This is a genomic window from Streptomyces exfoliatus, from assembly GCF_000725545.1.
GTDB classification, from domain to species: Bacteria; Actinomycetota; Actinomycetes; order Streptomycetales; family Streptomycetaceae; genus Streptomyces; species Streptomyces exfoliatus.
Window position 1 is genome coordinate 75,252 of the sequence record NZ_JNZP01000014.1, and the last position, 26,129, is coordinate 101,380.

Sequence of the window (26,129 nt, forward strand, 5' to 3'; positions counted from 1 at the left end):
TCCTGAGCGGTGTTGGGGTGAGCGCCACTGAACGGCCGAGTAACACGTACGGCCGGGGAAAGGGGAACCATGGGAGGTACCGCACCCGCTCTCCAGGTGACGGACCTGACGGCGGGATACGGACCGGTACGCGCGCTGCGGAAGGTGTCGCTGACCGTACCGGCGGGCGCCGTCGTCACCGTCCTGGGCGGCAACGGGGCCGGTAAATCGACGCTGCTGAGGGCGGTCTCGCGCACCCTGCGGTTCCACGGCGGCGCCGTGGTGGCCGGCACGGTGAGCCGCGACGGCCGACCGCTCGACGGACTGCCGCCGGACCGGGTCGTCGCGGCCGGCGTCTCCCAGGTGCCCGAGGGCCGCCAGGTCTTCGCCCGGATGACGGTCGAGGACAACCTGCGCGCCGGCGCGCTCGGCAGGCGCGGCGGCCGGGCGTCGAAGGCCGCCGCACTCCGCCGCGTCCACGAGCTGTTCCCGGTCCTCGCGGACCGCGCACGCCAGCAGGCCGGGCTGCTCTCCGGCGGCGAACAGCAGATGCTGGCCGTCGGCCGGGCACTGATGGCCGCGCCGGGCCTGCTGCTCCTGGACGAGCCGTCCCTCGGCCTGGCCCCGCTGATGGCCGCCCGGATCGCGGACGCGATCCGGGAGATCAACTCCCAGGGCACGGCGGTGCTCCTCGTCGAGCAGAACGCCGCGCTCGCGCTGCGGCTCGCCTCCCGGGCATACGTCCTGGAGGTCGGCGAGGTCACCCTGTCCGGTCCCGCCGACGAACTCGCCGCCTCCGACGAGGTCCGCCGCCGCTATCTGGGCGTGGTCGACGAGGACGCCGCCGCCGACGCGGCCCGCGCCCGCGCCACCCACCCGGTCCTGTCCCGCTGGGAGGAGACCCGATGACCGACACACCGGCCACCACCGCGGCCGTCCCCGGCGTCCCGGCTCTCGTCGTCGAGGGCCTGACCGTCCGCTTCGCGGGACTCACCGCCCTCGACGGCGTCGGGTTCACCGTCCGGCCCGGCACCGTGCACGCCCTCATCGGGCCCAACGGCGCCGGCAAGTCCACCTGCTTCAACGTGCTCTCGGGTGTCTACCGGGCCACCGAGGGCTCCGTCCGGTTCGGCCCGCACGAGCTGACGGCGCTGCCCCCGCACCGGATCGCGGACCTCGGCGTCGGCCGGATCTTCCAGAACCTGGCCCTGCCGCCGCGCGCCAGCGTCGAGGACAGCCTGATGCTCGGCCGCCACCGGCTGACCCGTACCGGCTTCGTCGCCGCGGGACTCAGGCTCCCGTCCGCCGCCCGTGAGGAGGCGCGTCACCGCGCCAGGGTCCGGGAGATCGCCGCCTTCGTCGGTCTGGAGAAGCAGCTCGCGCAGCCGGCGGGCTCCCTCCCTTACGGACAGCAGAAGCTCGCCGAACTCGCCCGCGCCCTCTGCATGGAGCCGAAACTGCTGCTGCTCGACGAGCCCGTCGCCGGAATGACCGCCGACGAGCGGGTCCGTACCGCCGCCGTCATCGCGGGTGTCCGCGACAGCCTCGGCATCTCGGTCCTGCTCGTCGAGCACGACATGGGCCTGGTGATGCGGCTCGCCGACTCCGTCACCGTCCTCGACTTCGGCCGCCGGATCGCCGACGGGGTTCCCGCCGACGTCCAGAACGACCCGGCGGTCGTCCGCGCCTACCTCGGAGAGGAGTCCGCCGCGTGAGCACGTTCGCCGAGTTCCTGATCAACGGCATCTCACTGGGCTCGATCTACGCCCTCATCGCCCTCGGCTTCGTGGTCATCTTCCGCGCCACCGAGGTCGTCAACTTCGCCCACGCCTCCCTCCTCCTGGCGGGCGGCTACGTCACCGCCGTGCTGCACGACGAGATCGGCTTCTGGCCCGCACTGCTCGCCGGCATCGCGGGCGCCGCGGTGGTCGGCGCGGCCGTCGAGTTCTTCGTCATGCGCCGCCACCGGGGCGGCGACCACAGCGTCCTCGCCATCGTCACCATCGGCGTCGACATCCTGCTCGCCACCGAGCTGACCCGCCGGATCGGCACCGACATCCTCGCCCTCGGCGACCCGTGGGGCGACGCCGTCGTCACCGTGGGCCCGGTGACCATCGCGGAGACCCGGATCGCCGCCCTGCTCGCCGCGGCCCTCCTCATCACCGCCTTCCTGGTGGCCTTCCGGTACACGTCCTGGGGCGTCGCCATGCGGGCCGCCGCCGAGAACCAGGAGACCGCCGCCCTCATGGGCATCCGGCTCGGCCGGGTCTCGCTCGGCGCCTGGGCGGTCGCCGGCGGTCTCGCCGCCGTCGCCGCGCTCTTCCTCACCGTCTTCCCGACACCGGGACTCGAACGGGCCACCTCGCTCGCCGCCCTCAAGGCGTTCCCCGCGGCCATCCTCGGCGGCCTCGACTCCACCACGGGCGCCCTCGTCGGCGGCCTCCTCGTCGGCGTCACCGAATCCCTCGCCACCGGCTACCAGAGCGACCTGGCGTTCCTCGGCCGGGGCATCGGCGACCTGGCCCCCTATCTCGTCATGGTCGCGGTGCTCCTGATCCGCCCGGCCGGACTCTTCGGCACGAAGGAGCTGGCCCGTGTCTGAGACCCTCGCCCGGAGCGGCCTGCGGGTCCGTACCCCCGCGGTGTACGGGTGGGCCGCCGCCGCCCTCGTCCTCGTCGTCCTCCCGTTCTACCTGGACCGCTTCTGGCTCCAGGCGGGCCTGTTCGCGATGGCCGCCGCCATCGGCGCCATCGGCATCAACCTGCTGACCGGCGCCACCGGACAGCTCTCCATGGGACACGCCTTCTTCCTCGCCGTCGGGGCCTACGGCTACTGCCTCTTCGCCGGCGACGGCACCGACGGGCTCGCCGGACTCGGCCTGCCCGGCTGGCTCGCGGCGGTGCTCGCGGTCGCCCTCTCGGGCCTGGCCGGCGGGGTGTTCAGCCCCATCGCGGGCCGGCTGCGCGGCGCGTACCTCGGTATCGCCACCCTCGCGCTGATCTTCATCGGACAGCACGTGCTCTTCAACGCCCACGACCTCACCGGCGGCTACAACGGCCGAGCCGTCCCGCCGCTCAGCCTCTTCGGCCTCACCTTCGACGACACCGAACTCCTCGTCGCCCAGGTGCCCTTCGGCGCGGTCGAGAAGCTCTGGTACCTCGGGCTCGTGCTGCTCCTCGCCGGGGTCGTCTTCGCCCGCGGTGTGCTCAGGGGCCGTCCCGGGCGGGCGATGAACGCCATCCGGGACCACCGGATCGCCGCGGGCGTGATGGGCATCCCGGTGGCCCGCTACCGCGCCGCCGTCTTCGTCCTGTCCTCCATGTACGCCGGCCTCGCGGGCGTCCTGCTCGCCCTGGTCTTCCAGCGCACGGTGCCCGAGTACTTCGGCATGGCGCTGTCCCTCGAATACCTGGCCATGATCGTCATCGGCGGTCTCGGCTCGGTCGCCGGAGCCGTGGCCGGAGGCGTCTTCGTCTCCCTCCTGCCGCAGTTCCTCAACCGGTACAGCGAGGCGCTCCCGCTGGTCTCCGCCCCGGGAACGGGCGGCATCGCACCGGGCGAGGCATCCCGCTACCTGTACGGCGCCGCCGTCGTCGCGGTGGTGCTGTTCCTGCCCGGAGGCCTGGCCCGGCTCGCGGCCCGAAGGCCCGGCAGGCCCAAGAACCCCACACCCGACACGCCCCCGTCCACCACCCCCACTCCGCCCGACACCTCTTCCACCGAACCCTCAGGGGAGCCACGATGACCCACAGACGACAGGCCGCGCGGGGCCTGGCCGCCGCGCTCGCCGCACTGGTCGCCCTCACCGCCGCCGGATGCAGCTCCAAGGCCAAGACCGGCGACGGCAAGCAGACCGACGCGGGCGGGGTGAAGACCGGCGAGGGCGTCACCGACAAGGCGATCTCGCTCGGCGCGCTCACCGACATGACCGGCGTGTACGCGACCCTCGGCAAGAGCGTCACCCAGGCCCAGCAGCTGTACGTGAAGCAGGTCAACGCCGCCGGCGGCATCTGCGGCCGACAGCTGGAGCTCACGGTCCGCGACCACGGCTACGACCCGCAGAAGGCGCTCGCCGCCTACACCGAGCTGGAGCCGAAGGTCGTCGGCTACGCCCAGTTCATCGGCTCCCCGTTCGTCGCCGCCGTCAAGCCCCTGGTCGACGGCAAGGACAAGGGACTCGTCCTGCCGCAGGCCTGGTCGGCCTCGCTGCTCGGCTCCCCGTACATCCGCGTCCTGGGTGCCACGTACGACGTCGAGACGATCAACGCCGTCGACTTCCTGGTGAAGGAGAAGGGCCTGAAGTCCGGCGACAAGCTCGGCCACGTCTACTTCGAGGGCGACTACGGGGAGAACGCGCTCAAGGGCTCCAAGCACGCGGCGGAGGCGGCCGGTCTGACCGTCGTCGAGCAGAAGATCAAGCCCACCGACAACGACATGTCGGCGCAGGTCGCGGCCCTCAAGAAGGCCGGGGTCAAGGCCATCGTCATCAGCGCGGGCCCGCGCCAGGCGGCCTCCCTCGTCGGCGTCGCCGCCGCCACCGGCCTCAAGGTGCCGGTGGTCGGCAACAACTCGGCCTTCGCCCCGCAGCTCCTCGGCACCCAGGCCGGTCCCGCCCTGGAGAAGATGTACTGGTTCGCCTCCCCGAGCCTCCCCATCGGCGCGGACACCCCGACCGCGAAGAAGTTGGTCGCCGACTACAAGGCCGCCTACCCGAGCGACACCCTCGACAACGGCATCGTCGCCGGCTGGACCGCGGCGAGCGTCTTCGGCGAGGCCCTGAAGAAGGCCTGCGCGGAGAAGGACCTCACCCGCGAGGGCGTCGGCAAGGCGCTGCTCACCATGACGGCCCACGACGCCGGCTTCGGCATGAGTCACGACCTCGGCGACCCCAAGGCCCCGTCGTCCCGCGAGTCGGTCATCATCCAGCCGGACAAGTCCGTCCCCGGCGGCATGCGCACGGTCCGCCCGCCCTTCGTCTCGGACGCGGCGAAGTCCTACACCCCCTGAGCGGTGACGCCCCGCGCCCGGGACCTCCGCGAGGGGTCCGCGGGACGCGGGGCGTCGGCTTCACCTCGCCGAAACATCGGAATGTGAAGCTCTGATCCATGACCTATGCACGTATCGAGGAGAACCGCTCCCACCCGCGGCTCCCCGCCCTCCTCGCCGCCTACCACCTGGCCAACCAGGCCGAGAAGGGCGTGGCGGTGGGGGCGGTCGCCGACCTTCCGGCCGTATACCGCGGCGAGGCCGAGGACCCGGCGACGGCCTTCGCCGCCGACACCGTCCTCCTCGTCACCGCACCCGGTGACGAGGACCCCTCGGGCTGCGTCGTCCTCAAGGCGGCAGGGGAGGGCGGCGCGCCGGAGATCAAGCGGCTCTGGGTCGAGCCCCACACCCGCCGCAAGGGCCTCGCCAGGGCCCTCATGACCGAGGCCCTGCGCCGCGCCGCCACCTCGGGCGCGCCCGCCGCCCGCCTCACGGTCTGGTCCTGGCGGGCGGAGCCGCTGGCCCTCTACCGCGCTCTCGGCTTCGAGGCCGTCGACTCGTGGGACGAGCGGCCGGACCTGGTCTGCCTGGAGAAGCCGCTCGACGTGATCGAGCGCCTCACCCCCGACGCCGTACGGGCCCACGCCGAGGCCGGTCTCGCCGCGCTCCTCGTGGACGCCGTGGACAGTGGCGCCTCCGTCGGCTTCCTCGCGCCCCTGGACGCCGCCGAGGGGGCCGCCTGGTGGTCGGGCGTCGCCGAGGAGGCCGCGGCGGGCGTACGGGACGTCTGGGCGGCCCGCGCCCCGGACGGCGGCCTGGCCGGCGTCGTCACCCTCACCCGTACCGGCACCGCCAACGGCCGCCACCGCGGCGAGATCGCCCGGCTCCTCGTGCACCGCTCGGCCCGCGGCCGGGGCCTGGGCCGCCGGCTGCTCGCCACGGTAGAGGCGCACGCCGCCGCCACCGGTCTCACCCTGCTCGTCCTGGACACGCAGACCGACAGCCCCGCCGAGCGCCTCTACCGGGCGGCGGGCTGGACGGCCGCCGGGACGATCCCGGACTTCGCCGCCGACCCGGGCGGCACCCTGCGCCCCACCACGCTGTACTACAAGCGCCTCGGATAGGTCCTGCCGACGCACGCGAAAGGGCCCGGGAGGCGATATCGCCTCCCGGGCCCTTTCGTACCGCGGAATCCGCTACGGCAGCTGTGCCGCCCGCGCCTCCCGGCTCTCACGCCGGTTGCCGCGGAAGGTGTTCACCCGGCGGGCCGTCGCGAAGAGGGGGATCACGGCGCCCATCACCACCTGCAGCGCGCAGCCGGCCTGGAGCAGGAACGCGCCGCCCGGGGCGTCGAACGCCCAGGCCGCCAGCATGCCCATCGCACCGACGATCCAGCTGAGCATCGCCACCGCGAGGATGCCCCGCGGCTTGGGGTACTCGACCCGGCTCACCATCAGCCAGGCCACCCCGATGATCGCGAGCAGCGTCGGGATGAACGGCAGCTCCAGGAGCACGATCGAGACGACCGTCAGCGCGCCGAAGGGGCTCGGCATGCCCTGGAACATGCCGTCCTTCATGGTCACGCAGGAGAATCTCGCCAGCCTCAGCACCACCGCGAGCAGCACCACGATCGCGGCCACCGCCGAGACCTTCTGCTGCGCGCCGGGCGTGACCATCCCGTACACGAGTACGAAGTAGGCCGGGGCCAGACCGAAGCTGATCAGGTCCGAGAGGTTGTCGAGCTCGGCGCCCATCGGCGACGAGCGCAGCTTGCGCGCCACGATGCCGTCGAAGAGGTCGAAGATCGCCGCGGCCAGCATCAGGATCACGGCGGTGGCGGCGCTGTTGCGCGCCATGCCGGTCTCGGTGCTGCCGGTGAGGTGCGGGATGAGGATGCCGGTGGTGGTGAAGTACACCGCCATGAATCCACATGTGGCGTTACCGAGCGTGAGGGCGTCCGCTATGGACAGCCTCAGCGACAACGGCATCTCCTCGGCCTCGTCGGCCGCTTCAGGATCGGTGCCGGCGACCCAGTCGGCGGCCCGTGTGTCGGGATCAATCACGGTCAATGCGAGTCACCCCCGCTGTGGTGACCTGGCCGACCTCGACGTCGACTTCGACACCCTCGGGGAGGTAGATGTCGACGCGCGAACCGAAGCGGATGAGACCGATCCGGTCACCCTGCTCGACCTTCGTCCCCTGCGGGATGTACGGCACGATGCGCCGGGCGACGGCGCCCGCGATCTGGATCATCTCGATGTCGCCGAGCTCGGTGTCGAAGTGCCAGACAACGCGCTCGTTGTTCTCGCTCTCCTTGTTGAACGCCGGGACGAACCCGCCGGGGATGTGCTCCACGGACGTCACCGTGCCGGCCAGCGGCGCGCGGTTGACGTGGACGTTCAGCGGGCTCATGAAGATGGCGACCCGGGTGCGTCCGTCCTTCCACGGCATGATGCTCTGCACCACACCGTCGGCGGGGGAGATGACCCGGCCCTGAGCGATCTCGCGCTCGGGGTCGCGGAAGAACCACAGCATGCCGGCCGCGAGAGCGGTGGTCGGCACGGCGATGGCCGCGGCCCGCCTCGACTTGCGCGCGCGCACGAGGCTGAGCGCCGCGGTGGCGACGGTCGGCAGAAGCCACGGCGATGCTCCGCGCGCGAGGCGTACGCCGGAGAGGCTGTCGCGGTGTGCAGAGGTTTGGCTGTGGGGCATGGATGACCTTCGTAGCGGATGATGCCGCACTGGCAACGGGGACGGCGGCTTTCCCGCGATGCTATCGGTTGCGGGGCGCAACTGGGTAAGCCAGGAACCGAGTCGACGGCCGGAAGACGAACACAGGGTGTGATCTTCTTCGCGGCCGTATCGACCCAAATCCGACAATCAACCCTGGAATCGGTACTCCTCGAGCAGCCGACGACCAATGATCATTTTCTGGATCTCGGCGGTACCTTCACCGATGAGCAGCATCGGCGCCTCGCGGTAGAGACGCTCGATCTCGTACTCCTTCGAGAACCCGTAGCCGCCGTGAATGCGGAACGCGTCCTCGACGACCTCCTTGCAGTATTCGGAGGCGAGGTACTTCGCCATCCCTGCTTCGAGGTCGTTTCGTTCCCCGGAGTCCTTTTTGCGTGCTGCGTTCACCATCATGGCATGAGCGGCCTCGACCTTGGTAGCCATCTCGGCCAGCTTGAACTGAATCGCCTGGTGCTCGGCGATCGCCTTGCCGAAAGTGTGACGCTGCTGGGCATACGAGACACCCAGTTCGAAGGCACGCTGAGCGACGCCGCAGCCACGCGCCGCCACGTTGACGCGGCCGACCTCCACGCCGTCCATCATTTGGTAAAACCCTCGGCCGGTGGTGCCGCCGAGGACCCGATTGGCCGGAATGCGCAGTCCGTCCATGATGAGCTCGGTGGTGTCGACGCCCTTGTAACCCATCTTGTCGATCTTCCCGGGGATGGTGAGGCCGGGGCGGACCTCTCCGAAGCCGGGCTCCTTCTCGACGAGGAAGGTCGTCATCGACTTGTGGGGGGCCGTGCCCTCCGGGTGTCCTTCGTCACTCCGGACGAGAACGGCGACCAGCGACGACGTTCCGCCGTTCGTCAGCCACATCTTCTGGCCGTTGAGGACGTACTCCTCGCCGTCCTTCACCGCCTTCGAGGTGATGGCCGACACGTCCGAGCCGAGACCCGGCTCCGACATCGAGAACGCGCCACGCGTCTCGCCGGCCGCCATCCGCGGAAGGAAGTAGTCCTTCTGCTCCTGGGTGCCGTGCTGCTTCAGCATGTACGCCACGATGAAGTGGGTGTTGATGATGCCGGAGACCGACATCCAGCCACGGGCGATCTCCTCCACGCACAGCGCGTAGGTGAGCAGCGACTCACCCAGGCCGCCGTACTCCTCGGGGATCATCAGGCCGAAGAGACCGAGTTCCTTCAGCCCGTCGACGATCTGCTGGGGGTACTCGTCACGGTGCTCCAGCTCGGTCGCGACCGGGATGATCTCCTTGTCGACGAACTCCCGGACGGTCTTGAGGATCTCCTGCTGGACGTCCGTGAGCCCGGCGGTCTGGGCGAGTCGGGCCATGGCTACTTCTCCGTCTTCTTGGCGGGCTCGATCAGCGTGGGGCGGCCGGGCTGCTCGCCGCCGCGCTCCTTGATGTACGTCTCGGTGGGGACCATCACCTTGCGGCGGAAGACGCACACGAGGGTGCCGTCCTGCTTGTAGCCCTTGGTCTCGACGTAGACGATGCCGCGGTCGTTCTTCGACTTCGACGGGGTCTTGTCGAGGACCGTCGTCTCGCCGTAGATCGTGTCGCCGTGGAAGGTCGGCGCCACGTGCCGCAGCGACTCGATCTCCAGGTTGGCGATGGCCTTGCCGGAGACGTCCGGCACGGACATGCCGAGCAGCAGCGAGTAGATGTAGTTGCCGACGACGACGTTCTTGCCGAAGTCCGTCGTGTTCTCGGCGTAGTTCACATCCATGTGCAGCGGATGGTGGTTCATCGTCAGCAGACAGAAGAGGTGGTCGTCGTACTCGGTGACCGTCTTTCCGGGCCAGTGCTTGTAGACGGCACCGACTTCGAACTCTTCGTAGGTACGGCCGAACTGCATGGTCCTACGCCTCCGGGATCTCGAACTTGCTGGTGCGCTGCATTCCCGCGGCGCGGCCCTTGCCCGAGATGACCAGGGCCATCTTGCGGGAGGCCTCGTCGATCATCTCGTCGCCGAGCATCGCGGAGCCCTTCTTCCCGCCGGCCTCGGACGTGTAGTAGTCGTACGCGTCGAGGATCAGCTCGGCGTGGTCGAAGTCCTCCTGCGACGGCGAGAAGATCTCGTTCGCGGCGGCGACCTGGTCCGGGTGCAGCACCCACTTGCCGTCGAAGCCCAGGGCCGCGGCGCGCTGGGCGACCGCCTTGTAGCCCTCGGGGTTGCGGATCTGGAGGTACGGGCCGTCGATCGCCTGGAGGTTGTTGGCGCGGGCGGCCATCAGGATCGCCATCAGGATGTAGTGGTACGCGTCGGCGCCGTAGCCGGGCGGCTGCTCGCCGACGACCAGGGACTTCATGTTGATGGAGGCCATGAAGTCGGCCGGGCCGAAGATGATCGTCTCGACGCGCGGGGAGGCCTGCGCGATCGCGTTGACGTTGTTGAGGCCCTGGGCGTTCTCGATCTGCGCCTCGATGCCGATCTTGCCGACCTCGAAGCCCATCGTCTTCTCGATCTGCGTCAGGAGCAGGTCGAGCGCGACGATCTGCTGGGCGTCCTGGACCTTCGGCAGCATGATGCAGTCGAGGTTCTGGCCGGCGCCCTCGACGACCGTGACGACGTCACGGTAGGTCCAGTGGGTCGTCCAGTCGTTGACGCGGACCACACGGGTCTTGCCGGTCCAGTCGCCCTCGTTGAGGAACTTCACGATGGTGTGGCGGGCCTCGGGCTTGGCCAGCGGGGCGCACGCGTCCTCCAGGTCCAGGAAGACCTGGTCGGCGGCGAGGCCCTGGGCCTTCTCCAGGAAGCGCGGGTTGGAGCCGGGGACCGCCAGGCAGGAGCGGCGGGGGCGGAGCCGGTTCACGGGGCTGGTCATGCGAGGACCTCCGTACTTTCAAGGGGGCTGAGCTTGTTTGCTGTCCGGATCTCGTCGACGATACGGCCGATGATCTCCGTGATGCCGAAGTCCTTCGGTGTGAAGACGGCGGCGACACCCGCCCGCTTCAGTTCTGCGGCGTCGGCGTTCGGGATGATCCCGCCGACGATGACGGGAACGTCGGTGGCGCCCGCCTCGCGGAGGCGCTCCAGGACGTCCGGCACCAGCTCGGCGTGCGAGCCGGAGAGGATCGAGAGACCGACGCAGTGCACGTCCTCGGCGAGGGCCGCGTTCACGATCTGCTCGGGGGTCAGCCGGATGCCCTGGTAGACCACCTCGAAACCGGCGTCACGCGCGCGTACGGCGATCTGCTCGGCCCCGTTGGAGTGTCCGTCCAGGCCCGGCTTGCCGACGAGCAGCCGCAGCCGCCCGCAGCCGAGCTCCTCGGCGGTCCGCGCCACCTTCTCCCGTACGAGAGCCAGCGGGGTGCCCGCCTCGGCCGTCACGGCGACCGGGGCGGAGGACACGCCCGTGGGGGCGCGGAACTCGCCGAAGACGTCCCGCAGCGCCCAGGACCACTCCCCGGTCGTGACGCCCGCACGCGCGCACTCCAGGGTGGCGGCGAAGAGGTTGCCGTCGCCGGCAGCCGTCGCCTTCAGCTTCGCCAGGGATTCCTGGGCGCGGGTCTCGTCGCGGTTGTCGCGCCACTCGTGGAGGGCCGCGACCACCCGCGCCTCGTTCGCCGGGTCCACCGTCATGATCGCGGTGTCGAGGTCGGCGGTGAGGGGGTTCTCCTCGGTGCCCTGGAAGATGTTGACGCCGATGATCTTCTCGTCACCGGCCTCGATCCGGGCGCGCCGCTCGGCGTGCGAGGAGACGAGCTGCGACTTGAGGTAGCCGGACTCGACGGCGGCCATCGCGCCGCCCATCTCCTGGATGCGCCCGATCTCGGCCAGGCACTCCTCGACGAGCGAGCCGACCTTGGCCTCGATGACGTGCGAGCCCTCGAAGATGTCCTCGTACTCCAGGAGGTCCGACTCGTGGGCCAGGACCTGCTGGATGCGGAGCGACCACTGCTGGTCCCAGGGCCGGGGCAGGCCCAGCGCCTCGTTCCAGGCGGGCAGCTGCACGGCACGGGCGCGGGCGTCCTTGGAGAGGGTCACGGCCAGCATCTCCAGGACGATCCGCTGGACGTTGTTCTCCGGCTGGGCCTCGGTCAGACCGAGCGAGTTGACCTGCACGCCGTAGCGGAACCGGCGCTGCTTCTCGTTCTCGATGCCGTACCGCTCGCGGGTGATCTTGTCCCAGATGCGGCCGAAGGCGCGCATCTTGCACATCTCCTCGATGAAGCGGACGCCCGCGTTCACGAAGAAGGAGATACGGGCGACGACCTCGCCGAAACGGTCCGCCGGGACCTGCCCGGAGTCCCGTACCGCGTCGAGCACCGCGATGGCGGTGGACATCGCGTACGAGATCTCCTGGACCGGAGTGGCCCCCGCCTCCTGCAGGTGGTAACTGCAGATGTTGATCGGGTTCCACTTCGGGATGTTGTTCACCGTGTAGGTGATCATGTCCGTCGTGAGGCGGAGCGACGGGCCGGGCGGGAAGACGTGCGTCCCGCGCGACAGGTACTCCTTCACGATGTCGTTCTGGGTGGTGCCCTGGAGCCGGGTGACGTCCGCACCCTGCTCCTCGGCGGTCACCTGGTAGAGCGCCAGCAGCCACATGGCGGTGGCGTTGATGGTCATCGAGGTGTTCATCTGCTCCAGGGGGATGTCCTGGAACAGCCGGCGCATGTCACCGAGGTGCGAGACGGGGACACCGACCCGGCCGACCTCGCCGCGGGCGAGGATGTGGTCGGGGTCGTACCCGGTCTGCGTCGGCAGGTCGAACGCGACCGAGAGGCCGGTCTGACCCTTGGCGAGGTTGCGCCGGTACAGCTCGTTGGACGCCTCGGCGGTCGAGTGACCGGCGTACGTCCGCATGAGCCACGGCCGGTCCTTCTGGCGCTCAGTCATCTATGGTCCCGGGCTCAGATGTTGCGGAAGCGGTTGATGGCGTCGATGTGCTTCTCGCGCATCTCCGGGTCCCGCACGCCCAGGCCCTCCTGGGGCGCGAGGGCGAGGACGCCGACCTTGCCCTGGTGCAGGTTGCGGTGGACGTCGTAGGCCGCCTGGCCGGTCTCCTCCAGGGAGTAGACCTTCGACAGGGTCGGGTGGATCTTGCCCTTGGCGATGAGGCGGTTGGCCTCCCACGCCTCGCGGTAGTTGGCGAAGTGCGAGCCGATGATCCGCTTGAGCGACATCCACAGGTAGCGGTTGTCGTACTCGTGCATGTAGCCCGAGGTCGAGGCGCAGGTGGTGATCGTGCCGCCCTTGCGGGTGACGTACACGGAGGCGCCGAAGGTCTCGCGGCCCGGGTGCTCGAAGACGATGTCGATGTCCTCGCCGCCGGTCAGCTCACGGATCTTCGAGCCGAAGCGCTTCCACTCCTTCGGGTCCTGGGTGTGCTCGTCCTTCCAGAACTTGTAGCCCTCGGCGTTGCGGTCGATGACCGCGTCGGCACCCATCGCCCGGCAGATGTCGGCCTTCTCGGGGGAGGAGACGACACAGATCGGGTTGGCGCCGCCGGCCAGCGCGAACTGGGTGGCGTACGAGCCGAGGCCGCCGCTCGCGCCCCAGATGAGGACGTTGTCGCCCTGCTTCATGCCGGCGCCGTTGCGGGAGACCAGCTGGCGGTACGCGGTGGAGTTGACGAGACCGGGGGAGGCCGCCTCCTCCCAGCTCAGGTGGCCGGGCTTCGGCATCAGCTGGTTCGACTTGACGAGCGCGATCTCGGCCAGGCCGCCGAAGTTGGTCTCGAAGCCCCAGATGCGCTGCTCGGGGTCGAGCATCGTGTCGTTGTGGCCGTCGGAGGACTCCAGCTCGACCGAGAGGCAGTGCGCGACGACCTCGTCGCCGGGCTTCCACGAGTTCACGCCGGGGCCGGTGCGCAGCACGACGCCCGCGAGGTCGGAACCGATGATGTGGTACGGCAGGTCGTGGCGCTTGCTGAGGTCGCTGAGCCGGCCGTAGCGCTCCAGGAAGCCGAAGGTCGACACCGGCTCGAAGATCGAGGTCCAGACCGAGTTGTAGTTCACGGAGCTGGCCATGACGGCGACGAGGGCCTCGCCCGGGCCGAGCTCGGGCAGCGGCACGTCGTCGAGGTGCAGCGACTTGCGCGGGTCCTTGTCGCGGCTGGCGAGCCCGGCGAACATCTCCGTCTCGTCCTTGTGGACGGTGACGGCCCGGTACGACTCGGGGAGCGAGATGTTCGCGAAGTCGGCGGACGAGGATTCCGGCGACTGGATCGCGTCCAGGATGTCCTTCACGGGGTTGCCTCCGGCGGTGCGGCGTCCTGGGGCGGACGCGCTGAGGGTTACGTCTTGGAGTGCTGCTGTGGAGGTGTGCCGTCGGTTCGGCGGGTGGAGCGGTGGCGGCGCCTGGCTCCGCTTCGTTCCGCCTTCGCTCGTGACAAAGGCGCTGAGGAAGCAAAGCCGAACGCGAGGGGTGCCTGTGACGCAGGCGTCCGGGCGCACAATCACGATCGCTTGTGGGGACAGCCGGCGCACGAGGAGAACTCTGCGCGCCGACCGCCCGGACAACATCAACGTATGGCACGCCGTGTCACGTGACAAGGCACTGCGTGCCAACAATTTCACTCATATGCAATCTGCCCGTCACATCTGAGCGATGATCGATCGAACGGGGGGAGGAAACGGACGAAGGCCGCCCCGGGGAGGGGCGGCCTTCGGTGAAGCAGGGGGTCAGTTCTTGCGCAGGGCCTGCTGGATCGTGCGCATGACCTCGTCCAGAGGTGCGTCCGTACGGGCCACGGCGACCACCACGTCCCCCTCCGTGGAGGCGACGGCGGCGGGCGCGGCGACGGTCACGCCGGCGGACGAGCCGGCCGGCTGCTGCGTCGACGCGGCCGGCCGGGCGCCTATGCCCGAACCGAAGGTGTCCCGGACGATCGCGAAGGCGTGGTCCAGCTGGGCCTCCACGTCACCCTGACCGCCCGCCCGCAGCCAGCGGCGCAGCACGTGGTTGTGGGCCGTGACCACCGCGGAGGCGGCCACCTCCGCCAGCAGCGGGTCGTCGTTGCCGTCGTGGTGGTCGCGCTCGTCGAAGTGCCCGAGGAGATAGCGGGTGAACAGGCGCTCGTAGCGGGCCACGGACGCGATCTCCCGCTCCCGCAGGGTCGGCACCTCGCGGGTGAGCCGGTAGCGCTCCACGGAGACCGCGGGGGAGCCCGCGTACATCTTCATGACTTCCTTGATGCCCCGGCACACCGTGTCCAGCGGGTGCTCGTGCGGCGGGGCCGCGTTGAGCACCGCCTCCGCACGCACGAGCGTGTCGTCGTGATCGGGGAAGATCGCCTCTTCCTTGGAGCGGAAGTGGCGGAAGAAGGTGCGCCGCGCGACCCCGGCCGTCGCCGCGATCTCGTCGACCGTCGTGGCCTCGTACCCCTTGGTCGCGAAGAGCTCCATCGCGGCCGTGGCCAGCTCCCGGCGCATCTTCAGCCGCTGGGCGGCGGCGCGGGTGCCCGCCGCGCTCTCCGGAGCGTCGGACGGGGAGGTGGCACGGGGTGTCTTCGCGGCCTTGGGCATGGTCCGAACGTACTGCATCGGAGGGACAGTGTGCCCAGGTGGGGGCGGGGAGCCCCCCGGGGCACCGACGGTGCCCCGGGTCCTCAGCAGACCGCCCCAGCCGGCCGCTCCGGGCTCAGCGTCGGGCATATTCGCGGAAGCCGCGCCCCGTCTTCCGGCCCAGGCAGCCGGCGGCCACGAGGTGCTCGAGGAGCGGTGCGGGCGCGAGACCGGGGTCGCGGAACTCGCGGTGCAGCACCTGCTCGATCGCGAGCGAGACGTCCAGACCGACCACGTCGAGCAGCTCGAACGGGCCCATCGGGTAGCCGCCGCCCAGCTTCATCGCCGCGTCGATGTCGTCCAGGGTGGCGTAGTGGTCCTGCACCATCTTGATCGCGTTGTTCAGGTACGGGAAGAGCAGCGCGTTCACGATGAAACCGGCCCGGTCGCCACAGTCCACCGGGTGCTTGCGGATCTTCGCGGTGACCTCGCGGACGGTCGCGTGGACGTCGTCGCCGGTCAGGACCGTACGGACGATCTCGACCAGCTTCATCGCCGGCGCCGGGTTGAAGAAGTGCATCCCGATCACGTCCTGCGGACGCGAGGTCGCACGGGCGCAGGCCACGACCGGCAGCGAGGAGGTCGTGGTGGCGAGCACCGCGCCCGGCTTGCAGATCTTGTCGAGCCGGGCGAACAGCTCCTGCTTGATCTCCAGGTCCTCGGCGACCGCCTCGACGGCAAGGTCGACCTCGGCGAAGGCGTCGAGCGTGCCCGCCGCGGTGATCAGGGCCAGCGTCGTGTCGCGGGCCTCGCCCGTCATCCGGCCCTTCTCGACGGAACGGGCCAGCGACTTGGCGATGCGGGCCTTGGCCGTGTCCGCCTTCTCCTGGGAGCGGGCGGCGAGGACGACCTCGTACCCGGCCTTGGCGAAGACCTCGGCGATGCCGGAGGCCATGGTGCCCGAGCCGGCGACACCGACCGAGCGCACCTCACGGCCACCGGTCGCGTCGGCGGAGCTGAGCGGGGTCAGCGCGTCCCGCACCACCTCGCCGGAGCCCGGCGCCTCGTAGGTGTAGAAGCCGCGGCCCGACTTGCGGCCGGTCAGACCGGCCTCGCTGAGCTGCTTGAGGATCGGGGCCGGGGCGTGCAGCCGGTCGTGCGAGTCGGCGTACATGGCCTCCAGGACCGTACGGGCCGTGTCGACGCCGATCAGGTCGAGCAGCGCGAGCGGGCCCATCGGAAGCCCGCAGCCGAGCCGCATCGCCGCGTCGATGTCCTCGCGGGAGGCGTACTTGGCCTCGTACATGGCGGCGGCCTGGTTCAGGTAGCCGAAGAGGAGTCCGTCGGCGATGAAACCGGCCTTGTCGCCGACCGCCACCGGCTCCTTGCCGAGGTCTTGGGCCAACCGGGTGACGGCGTCGACCGCTCGCGGGTCGGTCAGCACGGAGGAGACCACCTCGACCAGCTTCATCGCCTGGACCGGGGTGAAGAAGTGCAGACCGAGGACCCGCTCGGGGTGCGCCGAGTCGGCGGCGAGCCGGGTGACGGAGAGCGCGTTGGTGCCGGTGGCCAGGATGGTCCCCGGCCGGACGATGCCGTCGAGGGCCCGGAAGACCTCCTGCTTCGCCTCGTAGGACTCGGGCACGACCTCGATCACGAGGTCCGCATCGGCGGCCGCGTGGAGGTCGGAGAAGGTACGGAAGCGGGCCAGGACGTCCTGCCGCTCCTCCTCGGTGATCCGCTCACGGGCCACCGCACGGGCGGTCGAGGCCTCCAGGGCGGCGACGGCCTGGGCCGCCGCGGTGTCGCTGATGTCGATGCCGATGACCTCGCGGCCGGCGCGGACGAGGACGTCGGCGATGCCGGTGCCCATGGTGCCGAGACCGACGACGGCGATGGTGGAGAGAGGGGTGTCCATCAGGGGACTCCTGAGAGGAAGAGTGACGACTGAGGGCAGTGCGCGCGCGAGGGAGAAAGGTCGCGGGAAAGAACGAGGGTGATGCCCTGCGAGAAGGGGCGATGCCCTGGAAAAGGGGGCGATGGACTCTGTCCCGGAGTCACATCTGAACTGCCGAACCGACGAAACAATCACAACAGCTGCGTCACCAGGCTGCTGTGAGGAAGGCGGGGGGTGGCCCGCTCACCTGAGACTAACCGGCCGGTAACGAGCGCGCCAGTCCTCGGAAGTTGAGAAAGTGTGATCTGGATCGCGGATAGGCTCCGATTCATGGAAATCGCCGAGGATCCCGAATTCTGCTCGATGATCGATCGATTGCGGGACGAGATCGGGAATGGCGACGGAGAAGTCCCCGCGGCATTCGGAGAACTCACCGGAACCACAGACCCGGAGGAACTCCACCAGGTCCTCACCGCACCGGGGCAGCCGCTCTGGGCGCGTGAGATCGCCGCCTTCAAGCTCGGGCTCGCGGGCGACCCGCGCGCCTTCGAGGCGCTCGTGCTCCTCCTCAACCACCGCGACCCCGAGCGCTGCGTCACCGCCGCCCACGCCCTGACCCGGCTCGGCGACCCGCGCACCGCCCGCGCCGCCGCCGCCCTCGCCACCAACGAACTCCGGATCGCCTACGCCCTGCTGCCGGTCCGGCTGCTCGCCGAGCTGCGCGCCCCCGAGTCCGTCGCGGCCCTGATCACCGTCCTCGAACGGCGCCTCCCCGCCGACGACCCCCACTGGCGGGTCGGCCTCGCCTGCGTCGAGGGCCTCGGCACGCTCGGCGACGCCCGCGCCCGGCCCGCCCTCGAAGCCGCGCTTCCCCACCCCCGCCTCGGCTCCGCGGCCGCGGCGGCGCTCGGCCGCCTCCCGTCGGGCGCCCCGGCAGCCCGCCCATCGGGGTGAACAACGCCGGGCGTCCAGCCCGGGATCATCGCCGGGCGAGCGTCTTCCGCCAAGGATGAGCGCCGGCGGTACCGGTCGGTCTCCGCCCTCGCGCACACACGGACCGAGGTTGGTGGAGATGCCCGGCACCCGCCGTCGACGAGGACGCGCCCGGCTCGCAGCCCTGCTGACGGGTTGTCTGCTGCTCGGGGCGGGAGCCGCGTATCCCTCGCCCGTGGCGGCAGCGCCGCCCGCCGCCCGGACCGACGTCACGACGATCTCCGAGGACACGCTCCGTACCGGCTGGGACCCCGACGAGCCGAAGCTCGCCCCCGCCGAGGTGTCCAGCGCGGACTTCGGCCGGCAGTTCTCCACCGCCGTGGACGGCCAGGTCTACGCCCAGCCGCTGGTCGTCGGCGACACCGTCATCGCGGCCACCGAACGCAACAAGGTGTACGGCCTCGACTCCGCCACCGGGAAGATCAACTGGACGAGGAGCCTGGGCGCGCCGTGGCCGGCCTCGGCGATCGGCTGCGGTGACCTGGTCCCCGACATCGGCGTGACCGCCACCCCGGTGCACGACCCGGCCACCCGGACCGTCTACCTCACCTCCAAGACCGACGACGGCGTCGACGACAAGCACCCCAACTGGTACGTCCACGCCCTGGACGCGGCCACCGGCGTCGAGCGCAGCGGCTGGCCCGTGAAGGTGCAGGGCGCCCCCGTCAACGACCCGGGGCGTTCGTTCAACGCCTTCACCGCCGGCCAGCGCCCCGGCCTGCTCCTCATGGGCGGCGCGGTCTACGCGGCGTTCGCCTCCCACTGCGACGTCGGCCCGTACGTCGGCTACGTCCTGCGGGTCGACACCGCGACCCGCAGAACCAGCCTCTGGGCCGCCGAGGACTCCTCCGCCAACGGCATGGCGGGCATCTGGATGAGCGGCGGCGCCCCGGTCTCCGACGGACCCGGCCGCATCTTCGTCACCACGGGCAACGGCATCTCGCCGGCGCCCGGCCCCGGTTCGAGGCCGCCGGGTCAGCTGGCCCAGTCGGTGGTCCGGCTGGGCGTCAACAGCGACGGCTCGATGTCCGCCCAGGACTTCTTCGCCCCGAGCAACGCCCCGGCCCTCGACACGAACGACACCGACCTCGGCTCGGGCGCGCCGGTGGCCCTGCCGGGACCGTTCTTCGGCACCCCGCAGAACCCCAGGCTGATGGTCCAGATCGGCAAGGACGGCCGTCTCTTCCTCCTCGACCGCGACAACCTCGGCGGGCGCAGCCAGGGACCCGGCGGTACGGACGCGGTGCTCGGCACCTTCGGGCCGTACGAGGGCGTCTGGGGGCACCCGGCGGCCTACGGCGGGGAAGGCGGCCACGTTTACACGATCGGCAGCCGAGGTCCCCTGCGGGCCTTCGCGTACGGAGTCACCGGGGCGGGCAAGCCGTCCCTGACCAACACCGGCACCAGCACGGGGACCTTCGGCTACACCTCGGGCTCGCCCGTCGTGACCTCCACCGGCACCACGCCCGGCTCCGCCCTCGTCTGGGCGATCTCCTCGGACGGCGCCAACGGCGCGAACGGCCAGCTCCGAGCGTACGACGCCGTACCGGTGAAGGGCATCCTGAACCTGCGCTTCTCCGCCCCGATCGGCATCGCGTCGAAGTTCGCGACACCGGCCACCGACGGCGGACGCGTCTACGTCGGCACCCGGGACGGTCACGTCCTCGCCTTCGGACGCCCCTCCACCACGGCGCTCACCGGCAGCGCGGTGGACTTCGGCAAGGTGCCCGTGGGCGGAACCGGCCAGGCCACGGCGACGGTGACGGCCACTCAGGACCTGACGATCTCGGCGGTGAGCACGCCGTCGGGCAGCGCCTTCTCCGCCGCGCCCACCGGACTGCCGCGGACCATGCGCCCGGGGGACAGCTACTCCGTGCCGGTGTCGTTCTCGCCGACCACGCCCGGAGCGGACCACTCCGTGCTGACCTTCACCACCGACGCCGGCGCGCTCGGCTTCGGCCTCGGCGGCTACGGCACCCGGCCAGGACTCACCCCCACCCCGCTCGGGCTCGCCTTCGGCACGGTCGCGACGGGTACGTCCAGGACCCTGGGCGTGACCTTCACCAACACCGGGACCGAGGCCGAGACGATCGCGGCCGCCAGTGCGCCCGCCACCCCCTTCAGCGCCACCGGTCTGTCCGCCGACGGCACCGTCGTCGAACCCCAGCAGTCGGTCACCGTCCAGGTGACGTACACCCCGACGGCCCCGGGCGACCACACAGGGACGCTGTCGGTCACCGGGCAGCACGGCACGGCGACCGTGCCCCTCACGGGGGCGGGGGTGACCGGCTCGGCGCGGCTGACGATCACCCCGACCACCACCGGCTTCGGCAACGTCGCCGTCGGGAAGTCGGTCACCAAGACGTTCGCCATCAGCAACACGGGCAACATCCCGCTCACCATCACCAAGGCGAAGGCGCCCGCGGCCCCGTTCCAGGTGACGAGTCCGCTGAGCGAGGGGCAGGTCATCGGCCCCGACGACGTGCTGTACCAGGCCGTCACCTTCTCCCCGACCGCCCTCGGTGCCGTCACCGGCACCTACCAGTTCACCTCCGACGACGGCCGGGGACCGCAGAACGAGACGCTCACCGGCACCGGGACCGCGCCCGGCAGAGTCACCGTGCCGCCCCCCGGCGAGGGCGGCTGGAAGCTCAACGGAGCGGCGCAGCTCTCCGGCGACGACCTCCAGCTCACCCGGACGGCCAGGAGCACGGCGGGCTCGGCGGTCTTCCCCGTCCCCGTGGTCACCGACGGCCTGAAGGCCGCCTTCACGACCGTCATCGGCGGCGGCACCGGCGCGGACGGACTCACCCTCAGCCTGCTCGACCCGGCCCGGTCCACGCCGAGCGCGCTCGGCGCGACCGGCGGAGGCCTCGGCTGGGCGGGCACGTCGGGTGTGGCGATCACCTTCGACACGTACCGCAACCCCGGCGATCCGTCCGCCAACTTCGTCGGCATCGCGACCGCGGCCACCGGCTCCGCCCTCACCTACGCGGCCACCACCACCGCCGTACCCGGGCTGCGCGCCGGCCCGCACTCCGTGTCCGTCTCCGTCACGGGCCAGACGATCACGGTGTCCATGGACGGCTTCCGGCTGCTCAGCACCTCGGTGCCCTCGCTGAGCCCGACGGCCCTCCTCGCCTTCACCGGCGGCAACGGCGGTCTCACCGACCTCCACACGGTCCGCGACGCGGTCATCAGCGCGGCCACCTACGCGGTGCCGCCACCGGGCCCCAACGGCTGGACCTACAACGGCTCCGCCGCGATGTCCGGCACCGGCCTGGTGCTCACGAAGCCCGCCGCGTACCTCAAGGGCTCGGCCGTCCAGTCGACCGTCGTCCCGGCGGCCCGCCTGAAGGCGAGGTTCACCGCCGCCATCGGCGGCGGCACCGGCGCCGACGGCATGGCCTTCCTCCTGCTCGACGCGACGAAGGCCACCCCCACCTCGCTCGGGGCGGCCGGCGGGGGCCTCGGCTACTCGGGCCTGCCGGGCATCGCCGTCACCCTGGACACCTCCCGCAACACACCGGATCCCTCGGCCAACTTCGTCGGCGTCGCCACCGGGGGGACGGCGGACCGGCTCCGGTACGCCGCCACCTCCACCGCCGTCCCCGCCCTGCGCACCGGTACGCATGTCATCGACGTGAGCGTGACGGCCGCCGGGCACCTGCTCGTCGCCGTCGACGGCAAGCAGGTCATCGACGCCGTGGTCACCCTGCCGAAGAACGTGCTGATCGGATTCAGCGGCGCCACGGGAGGCAGGACGGATCAGCACACCGTCCGCGGCGTCAAGATCACTTACTGACCACCCGGCCCGTTCCGACCGCCCGATCCGTTCCGACCGCCGGGCCCGTCCAGGAGGCGTCGTCCGGGACCAGCGCGAAGGCCTCGATCTCGATGAGGAGTTCCGGGCGGACCAGCGCCGACACCTGCACCGCCGAGCTCGCCGGCAGCGGCGTCCCCGCGAAGTGGGCGTCCCGCGCGTCCCGTACCGCGGGGAGGTGGGCCACGTCCGTGACGAAGTAGGTCAGCTTGACCACGTCCTCGAAGCCGGCGCCCGCCGCGTCGAGGCAGCGGGCCAGGTTCGCGAAGACCTGCCGGGCCTGCGCCACCGGGTCGCCCTCCCCGACCACCGCGCCGGAGGCGTCGAACGCGCACTGGCCGGATATCGCGACGAAGCGGCCCGTCCCCCCCACACGACGTGGCTGTACTGGGGGCTGGCGGCGATGCCGTCGGGTGCGGGGAGGTGGGTGAGGTGGCTCGTCATGCCGGACATCCTCGCGCACGCCACTGACAGTGCCCGCGTCCCCAAGGGGCGCGGGCACTGTCGGTGGGGCTACGGCGATGTCAGCGCACGTGGCCGAGAAGCCCGTGCAGGACGCCGCCGACGGACTCCGTCCGGACGGGTCCGGCGGTCTCCGCCCGTGCCGGGGCGACGTTCGCCTTCCCCGGCGGGAGGGACCGGGCGGCCGTCTTCCCCTTGGTCTGCTTGCCGGCCGGCGGCGTGAGCGGCTCCGGCTCGGGCTCCGGGAGCGCGGCGCAGACCGCGTCCACGTCGGCGTCGCCCGCGGCGCGCGGGACCTTGCCCGTCGCCAGATAGGTGGCCAGGTGCTCGTCGAGGCACTCGTTCCCGCCGAGCGTCACCCCGTGGTTCCCGCCGCCCTCCTCGACGACCAGGCTGGAGCCGCGCATCAGCCGGTGCAGGGCGACCCCGCCCTCGTACGGCGTCGCCGCGTCGTCCGTCGCCTGGAGGATCAGGACCGGCGGCACCTGGTCGTTGCTGACGTCCGGCGGGGTCAGCGAGTCCACCGGCCAGAACGCGCACGGCGCGTTGTACCAGGCGTTGTTCCAGGTGGAGAAGGGCGCCTTCGCGTGCACGTCCCAACTGTCCTTGCGCCAGACGTTCCAGTCCCGGGGCCAGCCCGCGTCCCGGCACTGCACGCTCGTGTAGACCGAGTAGCCGTTGTCCGCCGCGGCGTCGGCCTCCCCGTACCGCTCGTACGCCTCCGTCAGCGGCACCGCGTCGGCGTCGTTGACGTACGCGGAGAAGGCGGTCGCGAGGCGGGGCCAGTAGCCGTTGTAGTACCCGCCGGGCAGGAAGGTGTCCTCCAGCTCGCCCGGGCCGACCTTCCCGCCGGCCGGGGCCGCGCGCAGCGCGTCGCGCATCCGGTACCAGGCCGCTTCGACCGCCGCCGGGTCGGTACCCAGCTTGTACACGGCGTCCTGGCGGGCCACCCAGGCCATGAAGTCCTTGTGGCGGGTGTCGAAGGCGTAGTCCTGCGCGATGTTGTCCTCGTACCAGACGCCGTGCGGGTTGACGACGGAGTCGAGCGCCATGCGCCGCACGCGGTCCGGGTGGAGCCGCGCGTAGACGGCGCCCAGGTAGGTCCCGTACGAGTAGCCGAGGTAGTTGATCTTCGGGGCGCCGAGCGCGCGGCGGATGAGGTCCAGGTCGCGCGCGGTGCTCACGGTGTCGATGAACGGCAGCACGTCCGCGTACTTCTCGCCGCAGGCCTCGGCGAAGTCCTGCGCCCGCTCGACCGCGGCCCGCTCGCCCTCGGCGCCGCGCGGCACCGAGTCGGGGCGGACCGGCGCGAAGTGGCCGGGCTTGCAGTCGAGGGCGGGCTCGCTCCTGCCGACCCCGCGCGGGTCGAAGCCGATGACGTCGTACTGGGCGGCCACCTCCGGGGGCAGCGAGGCCGCCACGTACCCGGCCATGGTCCGCCCGCTGCCGCCGGGCCCGCCCGGGTTCACGAGCAGCGGTCCCTGGAAGGTCTTCGCGGTGTGCGGGACCCGGCTCAGGGCGAGGGTGACGGTCCGGCCTGCCGGGTCGTCGTGGTTGAGGGGCACCTTGAGGGTGGCGCACTGGAGCTTCGGGTAGGCCTTGACGGCGCAGCCGGTCCAGGCGAGCGGGGGGAGCGGTCGGGGGGCCGGTTCACCGGCGCCCGCGGGGGCGGCGGGCAGGACGGTGACCGTCCCGGCGACCAGCGCTCCTGCGGCGATCAGCATTCCTGCGCGTGGGGTCATAGGGCGTTTGTGTCCCGAACGGGCCGCCGGGGGACCTGTTTCGCCGAGAGTTGACCCGAACGGAGGGGGATCCGACGGCGTGTCAGGTGATCGGTCCGATGATCGGACGAGGCGAGGGACCGCGCCTCGTGGGACGGGTGGTGGTCAGAGGAGCGTGAGCTGCTCCGGAGCCGCCGCCGTCTCCGGTTCCTCCGGTACGGGTACGCGGCGCGAGGCGCCCCGGTGCGAGGGCCCGATGCCGAACTCGGCCGCGAACTCGTGCACCTGACGGGTGATCCGGCGCTGGTACCAGGTCGGCGCGTAGGCCCCCTCCGCGTACATCCGCTCGTACCGTCGCACCAGGTCGGGATGGTGGCGCCGCAGCCACTGCATGAACCACTCGCGGGCGCCCGGCCGCAGATGCAGCACGAGCGGGGTGACCGAGCTCGCCCCGGCCTCGGCTATCGCGCGGACCGTGTCGCGCAGCTGCTCGGGCCGGTCGCCGAGGAAGGGCACCACGGGGGCCATCAGGACCCCGCAGTCGATGCCGTGCTCGCCGAGCGTCCGGACCACGTCGAGGCGGCGCTGCGGGGAGGGGGTGCCGGGTTCGATCGTGCGCCACAGCTCCTGGTCGGTGAAGCCGACCGAGACGGAGATGCCGACCTCGGTGACCCGGGCCGCCTGGACGAGGAGCTCCAGGTCGCGAAGGATCAGCGTGCCCTTGGTGAGGATGGAGAACGGGTTCGCGCGGTCCCGCAGGGCCGTGAGGATGCCCGGCATCAGCCGGTACCGGCCCTCGGCCCGCTGGTAGCAGTCCACGTTGGTGCCCATGGCGATGTGCGCGCCCTGCCAGCGGGCGGAGGCGAGCTGGCGGGTCAGCACCTCCGGGGCGTTGATCTTGACGACGATCTGGGAGTCGAAGCCGAGCCCGGTGTCGAGGTCGAGATAACTGTGGGTCTTGCGGGCGAAGCAGTACACGCACGCGTGCGTGCAGCCCCGATACGGGTTGACCGTCCATTCGAACGGCATCCGGGAGGCGCCCGGCACCCGGTTGAGGATCGAGCGGGCCCGCACCTCGTGGAAGGTGATGCCCCGGAACTCGGGGGTGTCGAAGGTGCGGGTGGTGACCGCGTCCGTGCCGAACAGCGCGATGTCGGCGGGAGCGGCAGGGGTGTCGCCCAGATTGTCCCAGCGCATTGGACGTCTCCTCGGTGGCTCTGCATCGACCGTTCGACCAGAATAGAACAACTGTTCCCTTGATCGTCGCAACCCGGATTTCGCGCCCCGGGGCCCACGTGGTTCGCTAGGCCGCACACCCCCGAGGAATGACGAGCTGGAGGAAGTCAATGGCGCAGGTCGAGGCCACGACGGAACGAATCATCGCCGCGGACGCGGAGACGGTGTTCGACGCGCTGGCCGACTACAGCGGCACGCGCGCGAAGGTGCTCACCGAGCACTTCAGCGAGTACGAGGTGCGTGAGGGCGGCGACGGCGAGGGCACCCTCGTCCACTGGAAGCTCCAGGCCACCAGCAAGCGCGTCCGCGACTGCCTCCTGGAGGTCACCGAGCCCACCGACGGTCAGCTCGTCGAGAAGGACCGCAACTCCTCCATGGTCACCACCTGGACCGTGACCCCGGCCGGCGAGGGCAAGTCCCGTGCCGTCGTCACCACCGTCTGGGACGGCGCCGGCGGCGTCGGAGGGTTCTTCGAGCGGACCTTCGCGCCCAAGGGCCTCGGTCGCATCTACGACGCCCTTCTCGCCAAGCTGGCGGACGAGGTGGAGAAGTAACGCCCGGAGCGTTCACCGATTCGAGTGGATCGCCCGCGCCCCCGTTACCCGCGCCCGCGCGCGACGGGGGCGCGGGCCCTCTCGTAAACGCGCTGATGAGCGACCCAAGTGCGCCGTAGCTCGCGGTCGTTCGGCGCCCCGGACGCCACTGCCCTCCCGCACCGCCCGACTTGCTCCCCCTTCGTGCCCAATGCGAAGAATGGCGCGGCGCAGACGCCGTGACGAGGGGAGCAGTACGTGGGTGCGATCACGACGGCGAAATCCGTC

Annotated in this window: 20 protein-coding genes and 1 pseudogene; 9 read left to right on the forward strand and 12 right to left on the reverse strand. The window is 71.1% G+C overall.

Annotation, left to right across the window (positions count from 1 at the left end; genetic code table 11):
- The first annotated feature begins 69 nt into the window (after window positions 1–69).
- The 6 genes from IO20_RS0117330 (at window position 70) to IO20_RS42360 (ending at window position 6,090) form a co-directional block, all read left to right on the forward strand.
- Window positions 70–888 (forward strand): ABC transporter ATP-binding protein, encoded by an 819-nt coding sequence (locus tag IO20_RS0117330; protein WP_030551228.1) that lies wholly within the window; start codon window positions 70–72, stop codon window positions 886–888.
- Window positions 885–1,694, forward strand: a complete 810-nt coding sequence (locus IO20_RS0117335; protein WP_030551230.1) for an ABC transporter ATP-binding protein — start codon at window positions 885–887, stop codon at window positions 1,692–1,694. The genes IO20_RS0117330 and IO20_RS0117335 overlap by 4 nt, the downstream gene beginning before the upstream one ends.
- Window positions 1,691–2,581, forward strand: coding sequence for a branched-chain amino acid ABC transporter permease (locus IO20_RS0117340; protein WP_030551232.1), 891 nt, complete (start codon window positions 1,691–1,693; stop codon window positions 2,579–2,581). Before IO20_RS0117335 ends, IO20_RS0117340 begins: the two co-directional genes overlap by 4 nt.
- Complete coding sequence (locus IO20_RS0117345; protein ID WP_037635724.1) at window positions 2,574–3,725, forward strand: branched-chain amino acid ABC transporter permease; 1,152 nt, start codon at window positions 2,574–2,576, stop codon at window positions 3,723–3,725. Before IO20_RS0117340 ends, IO20_RS0117345 begins: the two co-directional genes overlap by 8 nt.
- Window positions 3,722–4,987 (forward strand): ABC transporter substrate-binding protein, encoded by a 1,266-nt coding sequence (locus tag IO20_RS0117350; RefSeq protein WP_030551235.1) that lies wholly within the window; start codon window positions 3,722–3,724, stop codon window positions 4,985–4,987. Before IO20_RS0117345 ends, IO20_RS0117350 begins: the two co-directional genes overlap by 4 nt.
- Window positions 4,988–5,085: 98 nt before the next feature.
- Entirely contained in the window at window positions 5,086–6,090 is a 1,005-nt protein-coding gene (locus tag IO20_RS42360) for a GNAT family N-acetyltransferase (RefSeq protein ID WP_078946035.1), read from the forward strand.
- 72 nt (window positions 6,091–6,162) lie between these two features.
- Here IO20_RS42360 and pssA read toward each other — a convergent pair whose 3' ends face one another.
- The 9 genes from pssA to IO20_RS0117400 form a co-directional block, all read right to left on the reverse strand.
- Window positions 6,163–7,029 carry a CDP-diacylglycerol--serine O-phosphatidyltransferase gene (pssA, locus tag IO20_RS0117360; RefSeq protein WP_030211152.1) on the reverse strand — a complete coding sequence of 289 codons (867 nt, stop codon included), beginning with the start codon at window positions 7,027–7,029 and terminating at the stop codon, window positions 6,163–6,165.
- A complete protein-coding gene (locus IO20_RS0117365; protein WP_030551237.1) occupies window positions 7,022–7,678 on the reverse strand; it encodes a phosphatidylserine decarboxylase in 657 nt (218 codons plus the stop codon). The genes pssA and IO20_RS0117365 overlap by 8 nt, the downstream gene beginning before the upstream one ends.
- A 168-nt stretch (window positions 7,679–7,846) precedes the next feature.
- Complete coding sequence (locus IO20_RS0117370) at window positions 7,847–9,052, reverse strand: acyl-CoA dehydrogenase family protein (RefSeq protein ID WP_030211147.1); 1,206 nt, start codon at window positions 9,050–9,052, stop codon at window positions 7,847–7,849.
- Between the two features lie 2 nt (window positions 9,053–9,054).
- Entirely contained in the window at window positions 9,055–9,579 is a 525-nt protein-coding gene (locus tag IO20_RS0117375) for a MaoC family dehydratase (protein WP_015037485.1), read from the reverse strand.
- 4 nt (window positions 9,580–9,583) lie between these two features.
- A complete protein-coding gene (locus IO20_RS0117380) occupies window positions 9,584–10,549 on the reverse strand; it encodes an HpcH/HpaI aldolase/citrate lyase family protein (protein ID WP_030551238.1) in 966 nt (321 codons plus the stop codon).
- Window positions 10,546–12,567 carry a protein meaA gene (locus IO20_RS0117385; protein ID WP_030551239.1) on the reverse strand — a complete coding sequence of 674 codons (2,022 nt, stop codon included), beginning with the start codon at window positions 12,565–12,567 and terminating at the stop codon, window positions 10,546–10,548. The genes IO20_RS0117380 and IO20_RS0117385 overlap by 4 nt, the downstream gene beginning before the upstream one ends.
- 14 nt (window positions 12,568–12,581) lie before the next feature.
- Window positions 12,582–13,919 (reverse strand): crotonyl-CoA carboxylase/reductase, encoded by a 1,338-nt coding sequence (gene ccrA, locus IO20_RS0117390; protein WP_030551240.1) that lies wholly within the window; start codon window positions 13,917–13,919, stop codon window positions 12,582–12,584.
- A gap of 435 nt (window positions 13,920–14,354) precedes the next feature.
- Entirely contained in the window at window positions 14,355–15,197 is an 843-nt protein-coding gene (locus IO20_RS0117395; RefSeq protein ID WP_211270388.1) for a TetR family transcriptional regulator, read from the reverse strand.
- 115 nt (window positions 15,198–15,312) lie between these two features.
- Window positions 15,313–17,094, reverse strand: coding sequence for a 3-hydroxyacyl-CoA dehydrogenase family protein (locus tag IO20_RS0117400; protein WP_030551242.1), 1,782 nt, complete (start codon window positions 17,092–17,094; stop codon window positions 15,313–15,315).
- Window positions 17,095–17,403: 309 nt separating this feature from the next.
- On the opposite strand from IO20_RS0117400, the gene IO20_RS0117405 reads away from it, so the two are divergent.
- Together IO20_RS0117405 and IO20_RS0117410 are read left to right on the forward strand one after the other, a co-directional pair.
- The gene (locus IO20_RS0117405; RefSeq protein ID WP_030551243.1) at window positions 17,404–18,027 is read left to right on the forward strand and encodes a HEAT repeat domain-containing protein; all 624 of its coding nucleotides are present in this window, start codon (window positions 17,404–17,406) and stop codon (window positions 18,025–18,027) included.
- A 118-nt stretch (window positions 18,028–18,145) separates the two neighbouring features.
- A complete protein-coding gene (locus IO20_RS0117410) occupies window positions 18,146–21,871 on the forward strand; it encodes a choice-of-anchor D domain-containing protein (protein ID WP_169749521.1) in 3,726 nt (1,241 codons plus the stop codon).
- Here the strand turns inward: IO20_RS0117410 and IO20_RS36675 are convergent.
- The 3 genes and pseudogenes from IO20_RS36675 to IO20_RS0117425 form a co-directional block, all read right to left on the reverse strand.
- Window positions 21,861–22,333 (reverse strand): annotated as a pseudogene (locus tag IO20_RS36675) (RidA family protein). The gene IO20_RS0117410 and the pseudogene IO20_RS36675 overlap by 11 nt on opposite strands.
- An 80-nt stretch (window positions 22,334–22,413) precedes the next feature.
- Window positions 22,414–24,093: an alpha/beta hydrolase gene (locus tag IO20_RS0117420; protein ID WP_030551246.1), complete on the reverse strand. Its 1,680-nt coding sequence runs from the start codon at window positions 24,091–24,093 to the stop codon at window positions 22,414–22,416.
- A 144-nt stretch (window positions 24,094–24,237) separates the two neighbouring features.
- Window positions 24,238–25,269 carry an Rv2578c family radical SAM protein gene (locus IO20_RS0117425; protein WP_030551247.1) on the reverse strand — a complete coding sequence of 344 codons (1,032 nt, stop codon included), beginning with the start codon at window positions 25,267–25,269 and terminating at the stop codon, window positions 24,238–24,240.
- Between the two features lie 149 nt (window positions 25,270–25,418).
- Here IO20_RS0117425 and IO20_RS0117430 point away from each other — a divergent pair, with 149 nt between their 5' ends.
- Entirely contained in the window at window positions 25,419–25,862 is a 444-nt protein-coding gene (locus tag IO20_RS0117430; RefSeq protein WP_030551249.1) for an SRPBCC family protein, read from the forward strand.
- Window positions 25,863–26,129 lie beyond the last annotated feature (267 nt).

What these genes read in the sequence shown, in the direction of transcription:
- IO20_RS0117330 (WP_030551228.1), top strand. Translation starts at nt 70, where the DNA reads ATGGGAGGTACCGCACCCGCTCTCCAGGTGACGGACCTGACGGCGGGA.
- IO20_RS0117335 (WP_030551230.1), top strand. Translation starts at nt 885, where the DNA reads ATGACCGACACACCGGCCACCACCGCGGCCGTCCCCGGCGTCCCGGCT.
- IO20_RS0117350 (WP_030551235.1), top strand. Translation starts at nt 3,722, where the DNA reads ATGACCCACAGACGACAGGCCGCGCGGGGCCTGGCCGCCGCGCTCGCC.
- IO20_RS42360 (WP_078946035.1), top strand. Translation starts at nt 5,086, where the DNA reads ATGACCTATGCACGTATCGAGGAGAACCGCTCCCACCCGCGGCTCCCC.
- IO20_RS0117365 (WP_030551237.1), bottom strand. Translation starts at nt 7,678, where the DNA reads ATGCCCCACAGCCAAACCTCTGCACACCGCGACAGCCTCTCCGGCGTA.
- IO20_RS0117370 (WP_030211147.1), bottom strand. Translation starts at nt 9,052, where the DNA reads ATGGCCCGACTCGCCCAGACCGCCGGGCTCACGGACGTCCAGCAGGAG.
- IO20_RS0117375 (WP_015037485.1), bottom strand. Translation starts at nt 9,579, where the DNA reads ATGCAGTTCGGCCGTACCTACGAAGAGTTCGAAGTCGGTGCCGTCTAC.
- IO20_RS0117380 (WP_030551238.1), bottom strand. Translation starts at nt 10,549, where the DNA reads ATGACCAGCCCCGTGAACCGGCTCCGCCCCCGCCGCTCCTGCCTGGCG.
- IO20_RS0117385 (WP_030551239.1), bottom strand. Translation starts at nt 12,567, where the DNA reads ATGACTGAGCGCCAGAAGGACCGGCCGTGGCTCATGCGGACGTACGCC.
- IO20_RS0117395 (WP_211270388.1), bottom strand. Translation starts at nt 15,197, where the DNA reads ATGCCCAAGGCCGCGAAGACACCCCGTGCCACCTCCCCGTCCGACGCT.
- IO20_RS0117400 (WP_030551242.1), bottom strand. Translation starts at nt 17,094, where the DNA reads ATGGACACCCCTCTCTCCACCATCGCCGTCGTCGGTCTCGGCACCATG.
- IO20_RS0117405 (WP_030551243.1), top strand. Translation starts at nt 17,404, where the DNA reads ATGGAAATCGCCGAGGATCCCGAATTCTGCTCGATGATCGATCGATTG.
- IO20_RS0117410 (WP_169749521.1), top strand. Translation starts at nt 18,146, where the DNA reads ATGCCCGGCACCCGCCGTCGACGAGGACGCGCCCGGCTCGCAGCCCTG.
- IO20_RS0117420 (WP_030551246.1), bottom strand. Translation starts at nt 24,093, where the DNA reads ATGACCCCACGCGCAGGAATGCTGATCGCCGCAGGAGCGCTGGTCGCC.
- IO20_RS0117425 (WP_030551247.1), bottom strand. Translation starts at nt 25,269, where the DNA reads ATGCGCTGGGACAATCTGGGCGACACCCCTGCCGCTCCCGCCGACATC.
- IO20_RS0117430 (WP_030551249.1), top strand. Translation starts at nt 25,419, where the DNA reads ATGGCGCAGGTCGAGGCCACGACGGAACGAATCATCGCCGCGGACGCG.